Source organism: Streptomyces sp. NBC_01298 (assembly GCF_035978755.1).
GTDB lineage: Bacteria > Actinomycetota > Actinomycetes > Streptomycetales > Streptomycetaceae > Streptomyces.
The window spans coordinates 2,516,490-2,531,005 of record NZ_CP108414.1 but is presented as its reverse complement, the minus strand read 5'-3'; the positions used below and the strand labels follow the sequence as shown (position 1 = coordinate 2,531,005).

General features: G+C 74.0%; 12 protein-coding genes. 5 read left to right on the top strand and 7 right to left on the bottom strand.

Annotated elements, in window-relative coordinates:
* Nucleotides 1-54: 54 nt before the first annotated feature.
* Complete coding sequence (locus tag OG730_RS11435; RefSeq protein ID WP_327304145.1) at nucleotides 55-1,461, bottom strand: DUF11 domain-containing protein; 1,407 nt, start codon at nucleotides 1,459-1,461, stop codon at nucleotides 55-57.
* A 157-nt stretch (nucleotides 1,462-1,618) separates the two neighbouring features.
* Nucleotides 1,619-3,004 (bottom strand): MFS transporter, encoded by a 1,386-nt coding sequence (locus OG730_RS11430; RefSeq protein ID WP_327304144.1) that lies wholly within the window; start codon nucleotides 3,002-3,004, stop codon nucleotides 1,619-1,621.
* A gap of 132 nt (nucleotides 3,005-3,136) precedes the next feature.
* Between OG730_RS11430 and OG730_RS11425 the strand changes: the two genes are divergently transcribed.
* Both OG730_RS11425 and OG730_RS11420 read left to right on the top strand, forming a co-directional pair.
* A complete protein-coding gene (locus OG730_RS11425) occupies nucleotides 3,137-3,496 on the top strand; it encodes an ArsR/SmtB family transcription factor (RefSeq protein WP_327304143.1) in 360 nt (119 codons plus the stop codon).
* A 153-nt stretch (nucleotides 3,497-3,649) separates the two neighbouring features.
* The gene (locus tag OG730_RS11420) at nucleotides 3,650-3,793 is read left to right on the top strand and encodes a hypothetical protein (protein WP_327304142.1); all 144 of its coding nucleotides are present in this window, start codon (nucleotides 3,650-3,652) and stop codon (nucleotides 3,791-3,793) included.
* Between the two features lie 13 nt (nucleotides 3,794-3,806).
* On the opposite strand, the gene OG730_RS11415 is transcribed toward OG730_RS11420, so the two are convergent.
* Entirely contained in the window at nucleotides 3,807-4,826 is a 1,020-nt protein-coding gene (locus OG730_RS11415; protein WP_327304141.1) for a DUF389 domain-containing protein, read from the bottom strand.
* A gap of 139 nt (nucleotides 4,827-4,965) precedes the next feature.
* Between OG730_RS11415 and OG730_RS44300 the strand changes: the two genes are divergently transcribed.
* Nucleotides 4,966-7,494 (top strand): bifunctional serine/threonine protein kinase/MFS transporter, encoded by a 2,529-nt coding sequence (locus OG730_RS44300; protein ID WP_442814880.1) that lies wholly within the window; start codon nucleotides 4,966-4,968, stop codon nucleotides 7,492-7,494.
* Between the two features lie 13 nt (nucleotides 7,495-7,507).
* On the opposite strand, the gene OG730_RS11400 is transcribed toward OG730_RS44300, so the two are convergent.
* On the bottom strand, nucleotides 7,508-8,293 hold the full coding sequence (locus OG730_RS11400; RefSeq protein WP_327304140.1) for a VOC family protein: 786 nt from the start codon (nucleotides 8,291-8,293) through the stop codon (nucleotides 7,508-7,510).
* Nucleotides 8,294-8,486: 193 nt separating this feature from the next.
* Here OG730_RS11400 and OG730_RS11395 point away from each other — a divergent pair, with 193 nt between their 5' ends.
* Nucleotides 8,487-9,347 carry a sulfurtransferase gene (locus OG730_RS11395; RefSeq protein WP_327304139.1) on the top strand — a complete coding sequence of 287 codons (861 nt, stop codon included), beginning with the start codon at nucleotides 8,487-8,489 and terminating at the stop codon, nucleotides 9,345-9,347.
* 77 nt (nucleotides 9,348-9,424) lie between these two features.
* Here the strand turns inward: OG730_RS11395 and sepH are convergent, their stop codons facing one another.
* A complete protein-coding gene (gene sepH, locus OG730_RS11390; RefSeq protein WP_327304138.1) occupies nucleotides 9,425-10,441 on the bottom strand; it encodes a septation protein SepH in 1,017 nt (338 codons plus the stop codon).
* 538 nt (nucleotides 10,442-10,979) lie between these two features.
* Here sepH and OG730_RS11385 point away from each other — a divergent pair.
* Nucleotides 10,980-11,810 (top strand): hypothetical protein, encoded by an 831-nt coding sequence (locus OG730_RS11385; RefSeq protein ID WP_327304137.1) that lies wholly within the window; start codon nucleotides 10,980-10,982, stop codon nucleotides 11,808-11,810.
* A gap of 52 nt (nucleotides 11,811-11,862) precedes the next feature.
* Here OG730_RS11385 and OG730_RS11380 read toward each other — a convergent pair whose 3' ends face one another.
* Entirely contained in the window at nucleotides 11,863-13,197 is a 1,335-nt protein-coding gene (locus OG730_RS11380) for a D-arabinono-1,4-lactone oxidase (protein WP_327304136.1), read from the bottom strand.
* On the bottom strand, nucleotides 13,142-14,404 hold the full coding sequence (locus OG730_RS11375; protein WP_327304135.1) for an MFS transporter: 1,263 nt from the start codon (nucleotides 14,402-14,404) through the stop codon (nucleotides 13,142-13,144). Before OG730_RS11375 ends, OG730_RS11380 begins: the two co-directional genes overlap by 56 nt.
* Nucleotides 14,405-14,516: the final 112 nt, after the last annotated feature.

Below are 14,516 nucleotides of genomic sequence, written 5' to 3'. Positions count from 1 at the left end.
CCGCGGTGGGTCCTGCGGAGGCCGTCCGCCGCGGGGGCCGCGGCGAACCCCCGGTCACCGGCACCGCACCCGGAACGCCGTACGCAGCGCCGCTCCCGCGGCCACCAGCGCGGCAGAGGTCCACAGCAGCCAGGGCGGGACCGCGGCACCGGAGTCGGCCAGGTCGCCGCGGCCGTCGTGCTGCTCCCGGCCGTCGTGCTGCTCCCGCCCGTCGTGGTGGTCGTCACGGCCGTGATGACCGTCCCCATCGTCCCCACGACCGTCGTGATGCTCCCCGCGCCCTTCGGGCACCAGGCACAGCCGGCCGCCGCCCGGCCCCGTGGTTCCGGGCCGGTTGGCGTTGTCCGAGAGGTCGGGGTCGAAGCTCGCCGAGGTGACGCGGGCGATGTTCTCGACGGGCGTGCACCGGCCGTCCGGCGGCCGGGCCGCCCGGTCCCCGGTGACGGCGCGCACCGTGATCCGGTACTCCGCCTTCTCGCCGGCGGCCAGGCGGTCCAGCGGCGGACAGACCACCAGCCGCTCCCCGTCCTTCGCGACCGCGCAGTCGTCGGGCGAGGAGAGCAGGGCCAGCGAGGGCGGCAACAGGTCGGTGACCTGGAGCTGCCGCGCCGTCGCCGGGCCCTCGTTGCGCACCGTGATCAGGTAGGTGAACTTCTCGCCGGGCCTGACGTGCTCCCGTCCCTTCGCGAGCACCGCGGTCTTCCGGAGCGACAGGTCCGCGGTCCGCGCACTGGGCGGGATCTCCAGGCCGGTCAGGGAGGAGGTGTTGTTCCGGGAGTCCGGGTCCGCGGTGGCCGAGTCCACGACCGCTTCGTTGACGATGTCCGAACCGTCTCCGCGGTAGCCGGCGGCGAGCCGTACGGTGATCACCCACGCGTGCGAGGCGCCCACGGCCAGGGTGGCCAACGGCCCGCACACCGCGGTCCGGCCGCTCGCGGTGCAGCCGTCGCGGGACGTGACGAACTCCAGGGAGGGCGGCAACCGGTCGGTGACGCGCACCTGCCGGGCGGTGGACGGCCCCCGGTTGGTCACCGTCACGACGTAGTCGAAGGTCTCCCGCCCCGCCGGGGCGACGCCCTCCCGGCTCTCCGGGTCGTCCTGCCCGGCGGCCGCCGCCTGCCGCAGGATGCCCGACACCGCGAGGTCCGCGCTCTCCGGGAGCTCCGAGGCGGCGGCTCCGGTGGCGCCCTCCCCGGACTCGTCCGCCGCCCGTACGGCGCCCCCGTCGGGTCCTGTTTCCGGGGACGGCCGCCCCGTACCCGCGACGGGCGCCGCCGGTGCGGCGGACGCCGGGGAGCTCGGGGATCCGGACGGGGCGCCGGTACCGGGGTCCGCCGGCGGGGGCGCCGATGCCGCGGAAGGAGCCGTGGAGATCAGGCAGAGGAAGCAGCACGCCGCCGCCGCGGAGAGCGCGGACACGGTGCGCCGACGCCGGTACGGGCCACCGGCGCGGCTTCTCACGACACGTCGCATTGGCTGCCCTTCGGGGAGGAGGACTCGCCCAAGGAGGACCAGTGCGGTGATCTATTCACACAAATGGTCAGGAAGGGTGCGTCTTGCTTGATCGCTTATGGCCAATGGGTGATCGAATTCAGTCCGTCGGTCGTATGTCGTCGGCTCAGCCGTGCGCGGCGTGCAGTGCGTCCGTGGAGTGGCGGTGGCTGTGCCGCCATCCCGCCCCGGCCCGGCGTGCCCCGTGCAGGTGCGGATGCCCGGGAGTCAGGCCGGTGTGTTCGTGTTCGTGTACGTGGCTCCGGCCCGTCTCCACCGCCGCCGCAGTGGCGCCCGGTTGCCCGGCCCCGGCCGGCCACAGGCGGGCGGCGAGGGCCGCGGCCGCGAGGGCGATCGCACCCAGGGCCGCCGTCGCCCACCCGAGCCCCGCCTTCGCCCCCAGCCAGCCCGCGAGCGGATAGGTCAGCAGCCAGGCGGCGTGCGACAGGGAGAACTGGGCGGCGAACACCGCGGTGCGGTCCCCCTCCGGAGCCGCCCGCCGCAGCACCCGCCCGGCGGGCGTGAGCACCATCGAGCACGCCGCCCCGAACCAGGCCCACGTGGCCAGCAGCGCGGGCCAGCGCCAACCGCCGCCGTGCGCGGCGGTGATGACGCCGAGGGCGCCGAACGCCGCCGGGAGCAGCAGGGCGCCGGCCAGCATCACGCGCCGGCCGGGGCGGTCCTCCAGGATCCGCGGCAGGGCCAGCGCCACGGCCATGGAGCCGGCTCCGTACGCGCCGAGAGCCAGGGCGACCGACTCGGCGGACAGCCCCAGCGCGTCCCGTACGTACACGACGGAGTTGACCGTGACCACAGCTCCTGCGGCCGCGACCGCGAGGTTCATGGCCAGCAGGGACCGCAGCTGCGGGGCGCCGAGGAACAGCCGCGCCCCCGCGGTGGCCTTGGCGTACGCCCCCGGCCCGGAACCGGCGCGGGCCGGCCCCCGCCGGGGCGGTACGGCGGACATCACGAGCGCGGACGAGCCGAGGAATCCGGCCGCCGTACCGAGGAACAGCCGGTCGTAGGTGGCCACCGACAGTAGTGCGGCCGCCAGCGCGGGACTGAAGAGGCTCTCCAGGTCGTAGGCGAGCCGGGACAGCGACAGGGCCCGCGTGTAGGCGCGCTCCTCCGGCAGGACCTCGGGGATCAGGGCCTGGAAGGTCGGAGTGAAGGCGGCCGAGGCGGTCTGCAGCAGGAAGATCAGGACGTAGACCTGCCACACCTGGCTCACGAACGGCAGGAAGAGCGCGACCGCCGCCCGGATCAGATCCGAGCCGACCAGCAGGGCCCGGCGCGGCAGCCGGTCGGCCACCGCGGCGACCGCCGGGGCGATGACCACGTACGCCGCCATCTTGATCGCGAGCGCCGTGCCGAGCACCGAACCCGCGTCGGCGCCCGCGAGGTCGTAGGCGAGCAGGCCGAGGGCCACGGTGGCCAGGCCCGTGCCGGTCAGGGCGATGACCTGGGCGCCGAAGAGGCGGCGGTAGGTGCGGTCGCGCAGCACGCTCGGCATGCGATGGCCCTCCGGGCGGGACGGTGGTGCGGGGCCTTCAATGTATCCACACATGCGCATCTGCGCACATGTCTGATGGATCACGGCTCCGCCCTCGCCCCGAGCCGCCCCCGGCGACCTACCCTGTGGGGTATGCCAGCTCGCGAACCCCAGCCACCTGCACCCGATGCGCACCTACGGGATCCCGACAGGGCGCGCCTGACCGAGGCGACCGAGGTCTTCGCGATGCTGTCGGACGTCACCCGGCTGCACCTGCTGTGGCTGCTCGCCCAGGAGGAGTCGGACGTCGGCTCGCTCGCCGACCGGTGCGCCGCGTCGAGGACGGCGGTGAGCCAGCACCTGGCGAAGCTGCGGCTCGCGGGCCTCGTCGACACCCGCCGCGAGGGCCGCCGCATCCACTACAGCCTGCGCGACGGGCACTTGCGCCGGCTCGTCCTGGAAGCCCTCAGCCACGCCGACCACCGGGTCAGCGGAACGGCCCCGCACAACTGAGCCCCCGCGGCGGCGCGCCCGACGCCCTGAGCTGCCCCCGCGCGCTCTCCACCCTCGTCACGATCGGCCACGTCGCGGTGGCCTTCGTCCTCACCTGCCTGCTCGGCTTCGAGCGCACCCTGAGGGGCCGCCGCCGGCAACCGGACCTTCTCCATGGCCTTCGTGATCCTGGCGCTGGAGACCCGTCACATCCCCGGCCTGAGCGTCTTCGACGGCCGCCGGTGGGCCCACCGCTTCCGCAGCGACGCCGACCTGCTGCGACTGCACGGAGAGCGCAGCCCCAGCGCCGAGGGCTGAGACGGCGCCCGGTTCAGGTGCGGGAGGAATCGCGGACCGTGCAGGTGGCGCTGTCCGCCGGGCACCAGTGGGTGCGGCCGCCGACCAGGTGGAGTTCGAGCGCGGCGTCCCGCATGCCGCCCCGGTTCAGTGCCTCGCGCAGGGCGGTGGGGGCGGGCTGCGGCGGCAGTCCCAGTACACCCACGACGACGACCCCGTTGCGGGCCTCGACCGAGGCGATCTGCCAGTTGCCCGTGGCGGCCCACCGTTCGGCCACCGGCCGCGCGTTCGCCGCGAGCGCGCGGTCGCGGGCGACGGAGATCGTGCCCGCGGTGAGCGGTACGGCGATCAGCAGCACGATGGCCGATACCGCGGCCAGGGTCCGGCCGTGGAACGTGCCCACCGCGATGCCCGCCTCGCCGGCGCCGGCCCGGACCCCGTAGGCGAGGAAGACCACCGTTCCGGTGGCGACGATGGCCGCGACGTTGGTGGCGAACAGGAGCGCGGACTGGCTCGCGTCGTGGAAGCGGTGCGTGGTGATCAGGAGCCCGGTGACGGCCAGCGGCGGCACCAGGGAGATGGCGATGGCCACCCCCGGGAGGGTGTCGGAGACGTCGGAGCGCACCAGGGCGAAGGCCCCGACCGTGCCGGTGGCCAGAGCGGCGACGAGGTCGATCAGCCGGGGGCTGATCCGCGAGGAGACCTGGCTGTTCGAGGCGAAGGCGTCGGGCGGCGACACGAGCCACCCCATCAGCATGCCGATGGCCACCACCGTCAGGGCCCCGCCGAGCACCAGGAGCGCGCAGCGCACCACCTGGTGCCGGTCGGCGAGGACCAGCGCGAGCGCGCTGCCCAGGATCGGGGTCATCAGCGGGGCGACGATCATCGCTCCGATGACGGTGGCCGTCGAGTCCCCGACGACGCCCGCGGACGCGATGACCGCCGCGAGGACGAGCAGGACCCAGAAGCGGGTCGAGCTGGGGCTGCGCCAGGCGCGCTCGATGAACAGGGCCGTGACCATCCGGTCCGCGGCGGTGGCGTCGACTCGTGGCATGACGGCCTGCCCTCATAGTTGATGGAATGTCATCTTATGGTCCTTTCTGTCGGATATGAGGCACAGGCGGCCGTCCTGGCCGCCCGTCATTTCCGCCGATGCGCCCGCAGGCCTTGGATAGTTGCACTATCCTCAGCGCGTGGATCAGCTGATCGTCGAAGACCCGACCCGTATCGGCCCGTACCGTCTGATCGCCCGGCTGGGTGCCGGCGGCATGGGCCTGGTCTACCTCGGCCGCTCCGAGGGCGGGCGCACCGTCGCCGTGAAGGTCGTACAGGCCGAATACGCCGGGAACCCGGAGTTCCGCAGGCGCTTCGCCCGCGAGGTGGCCGCCGCGCGGCGGGTGGGTGGGAGTTGGACCGCCGCCGTCCTCGACGCCGACCCCGAGGCCGCGGTGCCCTGGGTGGCGACCCAGTACATCCCGGGGCCCGACCTGCACGCCGTGGTCGCCAAGGACTTCGGGCCACTGCCCGAGCACTCCGTGCGCACCCTCGCCAACCGGCTCGCCCTCGCCCTGGGGGCCGTGCACGAGGCGGGCCTGATCCACCGCGACCTCAAGCCCTCCAACGTGCTCGTCACCGTCGACGGCCCGCGCGTCATCGACTTCGGCATCGCCCGGGCGATGGACAGTCTGGCCGGGGACAGCCTGCTCACCCACACCGGCATGCTGATCGGCTCGGCCGGGTTCATGTCGCCGGAGCAGGTCCGCGGCCTCGAACTCACCCCCGCCAGCGACGTCTTCTGCCTCGGAGCCGTCCTCGTCTACGCCGCCACCGGACGCCTCCTCTTCGGAGCCGCGGACACCGGCCTGAACGCCCACCTCTTCCGCGTCGCCGAGGAGGAGGCGGACCTGACGGGCGTACCGGAGACGCTGGCCGACCTCGTACGCGACTGCCTGCACAAGGACCCGTCCCGGCGGCCCACCCCCGCGCAGGTGGCCGAACGCACGTCGCCGGACCGGGACGGGGAATGGCTGCCGGGCACGGTGCTCGCCCAACTGGGCCGCCACGCGGCCAAGCTGCTGGACTACGCCCCGGCGATGCCCGCGGCCCCCGAGCCGGCCCCGCGGCCGGACACACAGCCGGACCCCCGCGTCCCCGCCGCCCGCGCGCACCCCCTGCCGCCCCCGTACGCTCCGACGGCCCCGGCCGACGCAACCCCCGCGGGAGGCTTCGGCCCGCCCCCGGACGTGCGGCACGAGGCCCCGCCCACGCCCACGCCCCCGTTCACGCCCCCGGGCCAGGACCCGGTCGGCGCCCCGCGCGGCGCCGGACGCCGGCGCGGCCTGCTGGTGGCCTCCCTGGCTCAGCTGACGGTGGTGCTCGCGGCGACGGTCTTCACCATGGCGATGCCGTCCGTCCAGTCGGACCTCGGTGTCGAATCCTCCGGCCTGAGCCCGCTGTTCACGGCCTACGCGGTCTCCTTCGGCGCGCTGCTGCTGCTCGGCGGGCACCTCGCGGACCTGATGGGCCGCCGGCGGTCGCTGCTCGTCGGACTGCTCGGATTCGCGGCGGCCTGCGCGCTCGGCGGCTCGGCCGGCGATTCCGGCACGCTGTTCTGGGCCCGTGTCGTGCAGGGTGCCTCCGCCGCCCTGCTGACGACGGCCGGGCTCGCACTGGTCACCACCGGCTCCTCCGACACCGGGAGGCGGGGCCGGGCCCTCGGGGTCTACGCCGCGTTCACCTGCGGCGGTTCGGCCGTCGGGCTGCTCCTGGGCGTACCGCTCCTCCAGAGCCTGAGCTGGCGCTGGTGCCTGTACGCCCCCGCCGCGATCGCCGTGCTCCTGCTGCCGGTCGCGCTCACGCTCCCGCGGGAAGACCCCGGTGCCTCCGGCGTCCGCCCGGACGTGCCCGGTGTGCTGCTCGGCACCGGCGGGCTCGCCGCCCTCACCTACGGCCTCGCCGAGATCGAGTCCGGCGGGACGATCAACCTCCTGGCAGTGCTCCTGCTCGCCGTCGGCGCCGGCCTCCTCGCGGGCTTCCTGTGGCGGCAGGCCGGCGCCTCCGGCCCTCTCCTCGCCCCGTACGTCTTCAGGGACCGCAACCGGGTCGGCGCCCTCCTCACCCTGTTCCTCGTGGGCATCGGCTCCCTGGCCCTGTTCTCCTCGCTGGCCTTCTACCTCCAGCAGATCGCCGGCTACCAGACGGACGAGACCTGGAGGTACCTCCTGCCCCTGCTGGTCGGGACGGTGATCGGCTCCACCCAGGTGTCCGCCCGCCTGCTGCACCGCGCCGCGCCCCAGGTCCTGATCGCGGCGGGGCTGGTGGTCGCGGCCGTCGGCGTGCTCGTCCTGGCCACCGGCGACAACGGGTACCTGTCCACGGGCCTGTCGCTGCCCAGCATGTTCCTCACCGGGCTCGGTCTCGGCGCGGCCCTCGTCCCGCTCCTCGCCACGGTGACCGCCGGCGTGGCACCCCGGTACGCCGGGGCGGCCTCGGCCGCCGTCGCCACGGCCCAGCAGCTGGGCGACGCGATCGGCGGGGTGCTGCTCGCCATGGTCGTGGTCGTCGCCGCCCGGTCCGCGGAACCGGACGACCAGTACCAGACGCTGGTGGAGGGCTACGGCACGTTCCTCTGGTGCGGGTTCGGCGCCCTGCTGCTGGCGGCCCTCGCCGGCGGCCTGCTGGTCACCGCCAGGGAGCCCAGGGGCGCCGGGCCGGCCCGGTAGTCCCGGTAGGAGCTCAGCCCCTGCCGCGTACGAGCGTGAACACCGCGCCCTCCGGGTCCGTGACCACCGCCAGCCGGCCGCTCAGGCCCTCGCGCGGCGGCTGGACGATCCCGCCGCCGAGCCGCCGGACCCGGGCGGCGGCCGCGTCGGTGTCCTCCACCTCGAAGTACGTCATCCAGTGCGGGCCCCGGTCGTGGGGCAGGGAGCGGCCGACCCCGTGCACGGCCGCCACCGGACGGCCCTGCAGGGAGAGCGTGAGGTAGTCGAAATCCTCGCAGGCATCCGCGTGCGCCCGGGCCTCGTGGCCGAAGACGTGCTCGTAGAACTTCCCGACCGTCGAGGTGTCCTGCGTGACCAGCTCGTGCCACACCGGGGTGCCGGGCCCCCCGGCCAGCCGGGTCCCGAGGTGGGACGCCGCCTGCCAGAGCCCGAAGATCGCGCCCAGCGGGTCCGAGCAGATCGCCACCCGCCCCGCGATCCCGGCATCGAGCGGGCCCACCGCCACCGTGCCGCCGCAGGAGCGGATGGACTCCGCCGTCGCGTCGGCGTCGTCCGTGGCCAGGTACGTGGTCCAGGCCACCGGGAGCTGGCGGTCCGGCGGCATCTCGCCGATGCCGGCCACCTCCCGCCCGCCGAGCATGGCCCGGACGTACGGGCCCAGCTGCTCGGGGCCGGGCTCGTACTCCCAGCCGAACAGGTCGGCGTAGAACTCCTCGGTGGTCCCGAGGCCGTGCACCATCAGGCTCGCCCAGCACGGCGTGCCGGGTGTGCGCCGCGTTGCTTCCGATGCCTCGGTCATGTCAGCCGTCTCCTCCGTCGTCACGCTCGTGACCTTTCCCGGAGCTGATGCTTCCACTCCGGCAGGCCCGGCGCGCCCCGACCGGCCGGGTTTCGCGGGAGCCGGGAGAGATGTCCGGATCAGTGCGGCCCGGCACGGCCCGTCGATGTCAGGCTTGTTACGCGAGGTGGTGGCGGGGAGCAAAATTGGCGGCATGACTGTGAACCCGCCCCGCTCCCCGCTCGTCTCCGCCGCCGCCCTCAGGGAGGAGCTGGCCGGCCCGCTGCCGCCGGTGCTCCTCGACGTCCGCTGGCAGCTCGGCGGCCCGAACCTGCGGCCCGAGTACGAGGCCGGACACCTCCCGAACGCGGTCTACGTCGACCTCGACGCGGAACTGGCAGGCCCGGCGGGCTCCGGCGGCCGGCACCCGCTGCCCGACCCGGAGGAGTTCGGGGCGGTGATGCGGCGGGCCGGGGTCTCGGGGGAGGCCCCGGTGGTCGTGTACGACGGCGGCCTGGGCTGGGCGGCGGCGCGCGCGTGGTGGCTGTTGCGCTGGACGGGTCACGCCCGGGTGCGGGTCCTGGACGGGGGACTGGCCGCGTGGCAGGCCGCCGGCGGCCCGCTGTCGGCCGGGGTCACTCCTGTGAGCGAGGGTGATTTCAAGCCAAATCCGGGTGCCATCGGACTCCTGGACGCGGACGCGGCGGCGGCGCTGGCCCGGACGGGTGTGCTGCTGGACGCACGGGCGGGCGAACGGTACCGGGGCGAGGTCGAACCGATCGACCCGGTCGGGGGCCACATCCCGGGGGCGCTGTCGGCGCCGACCACGGAGAACACGGGCCCGGGCGGACTGTTCCTGGACCGCGAGGCCCTGCGGGCCCGCTTCGAAGGCCTCGGCGTCCACGCCGACACCGGTACCCCGGTCGGGGTCTACTGCGGCTCGGGCGTCTCGGGGGCCCACGAGGTCCTGGCGCTGGCGACGGCGGGCATCCCGGCGGCGCTGTACGCGGGCAGCTGGTCGGAATGGTCCGCGGACCCGTCCCGCGAGGTCGCCGTGGGCGAGCTGCCGGGCTAGGCCGTCCCTTCCGGATCCTTCCGGGCGCGCGGCCCCGGGCCCCGATGGCGGACTCCGCCGCCGGGGCCCGAGCCGGGCTACTCCTGCTTCTTGCGGCGCGTGCCGAAGACGATCTCGTCCCAGCTCGGCACCGCCGCGCGGCGGCCGGGGCGCACCCCGTCGGCCTCCGCCTGCCGGTCCGTGGTTCCCGTCAGCCGGTCCCGGTGGCCCGCGACGGTGCGCGGCATCAGGACGTCGGCGTACGCGGAACCCGCACCGGCCGACGCCGAAGCGGCGGGCGGCTCCTCCAGCTCCGGTTCCGTGACCGGCTCGGGGACCACCAGGTCGCCGCGGAAGCTCGGGACCGCCTCCAGCAGGGCCGTCAGCGTGTCCCGTTCCTCCTCGGGCTCCGGCTCCGGCGGGGGAGGAGGCGCCGTGGGCCTCTCCATCTGACGGTCCAGCGCCCGGTCCAGCGGCCTGTCGCGCGGCAGCCGCGCGATCCTCGGCACGAACGGGAAGCTCGGCTCCGGGGTCGCCGGCAGGTCGTCCGACTCGCCGATCAGCGAGCGGGCCTCGTCGTCCACGGCCACGACCAGCCGGCGCGGCGGGTCGTACGTCCAGCTCGCCGAGTGCGGTTCGCCCGCGACCCGGTAGACCAGCAGGACCTCCCAGGTGCCGTCGTCGCGGCGCCAGGAGTCCCACTGCACGGATTCCTTCTCGGCCCCGCGCAGCGAGAGCCTTTCCTGCACGGCCTCGCCGAGCTGGGGTCCGGTGTTCTCGCCCGGCCGGCGCACGGGGGTCTTGCGGGCCCGCTCCGCCATGAAGGCGCGCTCGGCGAGCACCGGGCCCTCGAAGCGGCGTACCCGGTCGACGGGGATGCCGGCCATCTGAGCGACCTCCTCCGCGGAGGCGCCGGCCCGTATGCGGGCCTGGATGTCGCGGGGGCGGAGGTGGCTCTCCACCTCGATCTCGATCTGGTTCAGGCGCGCACGGTCGTTACGTACGGCAGCCCGGAGACGCTCGTCGATCGGAAGCGTGTACTCCGTGCTGTCCGCAGCCTTGAGCACCAGTCGTGTGCCGTCATTGGAGACGGCCACGACACGCAGTTCGGGCATGGGGACCTCCCGGGTGGTGCCTGCCGACGTCACGTGCGTCGCTGCTTCCGCTAGTCGAGTGTGGCCTGCCCGGGTGCAGCCTGCCACTACCTTGCCGAGTTAAACCGGCGTGTCGGGCATGCGCCCTTGATCGCTGTTATGGCACGGTTACCTGTTGGGCACGCACAGTGACCGAACGATTACTGTGCGCAGCAGGATCCCGTGCAAAACCGCGGCATCGCCGGTCTCGAGTGCCGTTTTTCCATCAGCCGGCCCCCTCTCCCGAGTCCGGACATCCGAAAGGAAGGACGGCCCCAGGGCTCGCCACAGTACTCCATTCGGGCCACCTGGGTGGACCGCCGCGCCGCCGAACTTGTCCCGGACGGCGGGAGTTGGGCTGCCCTGGATCGGGCCCCCATCCGGCCGGACCTGCGCACGCACCCGATTTCGGGTGTCTTGCTTCACAGAATCTCCGGAAACGGAACTATCCGTTTCGCTGACGTGTCAGTAACGGGAGAAGGCGTTGGAGCGCGAGGGGCAGGACACGCAGGGGATGGCGATGGGTCAGAAGACGGTGCTGGACGTGGAACCGGAGCGGGAGAAGGAGACGAAGAAGCTCGATCTGAGCGCGGCTCAGGTCGCGGGCTCCTCCCTCGCCACGGTCGCCGCGGCGCTGCTGGCCTCGCAGATGGGCGTCTACGGGACCATCCTCGGCGCCGGAGTGGTGAGCGTGGTGGCCACCGCGGGCGGACCCGTCATCCAGCACTTCTTCCGCCGCACCGGCGACCAGCTGCGCGAGACGGCCCGGCCGAAGGCCCGTCAGGTCCCGGTGGAGGGGCCGCGCGAGGAGCCCCACGAGGTGCGGGCGCCCGACGGGACCATGATGCTGCGCCAGGTCCCGCCGCCGGAGGTCTCGGAGGAGTTCGGCGCGGCCACCGTGCACGGCAAGCGGTTCCGGGGCTGGAAGCGCACGGCGGTCGCCTCGGGGGCGGCCTTCGCCATCGCCCTCGGCGGCATCGGAACCTACGAGGCGATCGCCGACACCTCCGTCAGCAAGGGGGGCGGGACCCTCTTCTCCGGCGGCACCCAGAAGGTCTCCGAGGAGAAGCCGGCCCCGCCCGGCGGGGGAAGGGGCGGCAAGGGCGGGAAGACCCCGGACACCGGGAACTCCCCGAGCCCTTCGCACTCGAACGGCGACCCGAGCCCGAAGCCCGACCCGGACCCCTCGGGGTCCCCGACTCCCCGGCCCACCCCGACTCCGACCCCGACTCCCACGCCGACACCGAAGCCGGACCCGACTCCCACGCCGACCCCGACCCCGACTCCCAGCCCGGGCACCGGCAAGCACACGCCGAGCCCCGGGACCGGCCAGGAGTCACCGGCCCCCTGAGGGCCCGGGCCCGGTCCCCGAGGCGCAATCCCCCGGGCTCAATCTCCCGGGCTCAATCTCCCAAGACCCGCCGCAGGTAGTCGTTGCCGAAGACCCGGTCCGGGTCCAGCCGGTCCCGGAGCGCGGTGAACTCCCCGAAGCGCGGGTACACCCCGGCGAAGTACTCCGCGTCCCGCGTGTGCACCTTGCCCCAGTGCGGCCGCCCGCCGTGCTCGGTGAAGATCCGCTCGGCGGCCGTGAAGTAGGCCTGGTACGGGGTGCCCTTGTACATGTGCACCGCGATGTAGGCGCTCTCGCGGCCCGAGGCCGTCGACAGGGTGATGTCGTCCGCCGGAGCGGTCCGCACCTCCACCGGGAAGCTGATCCGCAGGTCGGAGCGGTCCACCATGGCCTTCAGCTCCCGTAGCGCCCCGACGACGCGCTCGCGCGGAAGGGCGTACTCCATCTCCACGAACCGCACCCGGCGCGGGCTGGTGAACACCTTGTACGGGATGTCCGTGTAGGTGCGCGCCGACAGGGCGCGGCTCGCGATCCGGGCGATGGAGGGGATGGACGCCGGGACGGCGCGGCCGAAGGAGTTCACGGCCTGGAAGAGGCCGTTGGACAGCAGCTCGTCCTCGACCCAGGCGGAGACCGCTCCGGGCGGGGCGGCCGGGCCCTGGCTGCGGTTGTTGCGCTTGGTGTTGCAGTTGCCGGTGTGCGGGAACCAGTAGAACTCGAAGTGCTCGTTCTCCGCGTGGTGCTGGTCGAACTCCTCCGTCACCCGGTCGAAGCTCATGGGCTCCTCACGGGCGGTCAGGAAGAAGAGCGGCTCCACGGCGAAGGTGAGCGCGGTGACGACGCCGAGCGCCCCGATGCCCAGCCGGGCCGCCGCGAAGACCTCCGGATTCTCCTTCTCGGAGCACGACAGCAGCTCACCGTTCGCCGTGACCAGCTCCAGGCCGCGGATCTGGGCGGCGATGGAGGCCGAGTCGCGGCCGGTGCCGTGGGTGCCGGTGCTGGTGGCGCCCGAGACCGTCTGCTCCATGATGTCGCCCATGTTGGTGAGCGACAGGCCCTCCTGGGCGAGGGCCAGGTTGAGGTCCTTGAGGACCGTGCCCGCCGCCACGGTGACGGTGCCGGCGGTCCGGTCGATCGACTGGATCCCGGCCAGCGCCTGCGGGCGGATCAGTACGCCGTCGGTCGCGGCGGCCGCGGTGAAGGAGTGGCCGGAGCCCACCGCCTTCACCTTGAGCCCGTCCCCGGCGGCCCGGCGGACCGCCTCCCGGAGGTCCCCGACCGATGCCGGGGTGACCACGCGCGCGGGCGTGGCGCTGATGTTGCCCGCCCAGTTATGCCACGCGGCGGTCCGTGTCCCGCCGCTGCCTGCTGTCCCCGTCGTCGCCATCGTTGGAAGGCTCCTCCCCTTGCGCCGGCCTCGTCAGCCGGCGGTAACCCGCGAACGCAACCGCCGCCGCGGCGGCCCCCGCCGAGATGGAGACGACGTACCCGGTCTTCGCGCCGGCGGCGTCGATGACCCAGCCGGCCACGGAGGACCCGAGCGCGACCCCGACCGCGAGCCCGGTGCCCGTCCAGGTCATCCCCTCGGTCAGCTTCGCGCGTGGTACGTGCGCCTCGATCAGGGCCATCGTGGTGATCATCGTGGGAGCGATGGCGAGGCCCGAGACGAAGAGCGCCACGGCCAGAAACGGAAGGTTCCCGGCCAGTAGGAGGGGGATCATACTCACGGCCATCGCACAGATGCCCAGCACCCACCTGCGTTCGGCCTTGCCCTTGAGGTGCAGCAGGCCGAAGACGATGCCGGCGAGGCAGGATCCGACCGCCCAGACGGCCAGGATGAAACTGGCCCACGCCTTGTGCCCCTGCTCCTCGGCGAAGGCCAGCGTGACCACGTCGATGGAGCCGAAGATGGCCCCGGTGGCGACGAAGGTGGCCACCAGCACCTGGAGTCCGGGCGAGCGCAGCGCCGAGGTCCGGTCGGAGTGCTCGTCGCGCGGGTGCGGGGCCGGCTCGGTGGCGCGCTGCGCGGTCAGCCACCACACGCCCACGAGCAGGCAGACCCCGGCGACCAGCGGGCCCGCCTCGGGGAACCAGGTGGTGGAGAGCCCGATGGCGAGGATCGGCCCGAAGATGAAGCAGACCTCGTCCAGGACGGATTCCAGGGAGTACGCGGTGTGCAGTTCGCGCGGCGAGTCCCGGTAGATGGCCGTCCACCGGGCCCGGATCATCGCGCCCACGCTGGGTACGCAGCCCGCGAGCGCGGCGAAGACGAACAGGGTCCAGTCGGGCGCGTGGTTGGCCGCGCACAGCAGCAGCCCGGAGATGGCGAGGATCGCGAGCAGGCTCGCCGGGCGCAGGACGCGGCGCTGGCCGTACTGGTCGACCAGGCGGGAGACCTGCGGGCCGATCCCGGCGGCGGAGAGCGCGAGGGTGGCGGTGAGGGCGCCGGCCAGCGAGTAGCGGCCGGTGAGCTCGGAGATCATCGTCAGGATGCCGATGCCGACCATGGAGAGCGGCAGCCGGCCTATGAGGCCGGCCGCGCTGAAGCCCCGGCTCCCGGGGGCGGCGAAGAGCGCGCGGTAGGGACTGGGCAAGGTGCCCTCCGTAAGGGACGTCATTGGCCCATACAGGTTACGACCGCGCACAAGCCGCCCGCGCGGGGAGGAACCGGACAGGGGCCGAACGGCCCGTACCCCCGCGTCGAGC

What these genes read in the sequence shown, in the direction of transcription:
- OG730_RS11430 (WP_327304144.1), bottom strand. Translation starts at nt 3,004, where the DNA reads ATGCCGAGCGTGCTGCGCGACCGCACCTACCGCCGCCTCTTCGGCGCC.
- OG730_RS11425 (WP_327304143.1), top strand. Translation starts at nt 3,137, where the DNA reads ATGCCAGCTCGCGAACCCCAGCCACCTGCACCCGATGCGCACCTACGG.
- OG730_RS11420 (WP_327304142.1), top strand. Translation starts at nt 3,650, where the DNA reads ATGGCCTTCGTGATCCTGGCGCTGGAGACCCGTCACATCCCCGGCCTG.
- OG730_RS11415 (WP_327304141.1), bottom strand. Translation starts at nt 4,826, where the DNA reads ATGCCACGAGTCGACGCCACCGCCGCGGACCGGATGGTCACGGCCCTG.
- OG730_RS11400 (WP_327304140.1), bottom strand. Translation starts at nt 8,293, where the DNA reads ATGACCGAGGCATCGGAAGCAACGCGGCGCACACCCGGCACGCCGTGC.
- OG730_RS11395 (WP_327304139.1), top strand. Translation starts at nt 8,487, where the DNA reads ATGACTGTGAACCCGCCCCGCTCCCCGCTCGTCTCCGCCGCCGCCCTC.
- sepH (WP_327304138.1), bottom strand. Translation starts at nt 10,441, where the DNA reads ATGCCCGAACTGCGTGTCGTGGCCGTCTCCAATGACGGCACACGACTG.
- OG730_RS11385 (WP_327304137.1), top strand. Translation starts at nt 10,980, where the DNA reads ATGGGTCAGAAGACGGTGCTGGACGTGGAACCGGAGCGGGAGAAGGAG.
- OG730_RS11380 (WP_327304136.1), bottom strand. Translation starts at nt 13,197, where the DNA reads ATGGCGACGACGGGGACAGCAGGCAGCGGCGGGACACGGACCGCCGCG.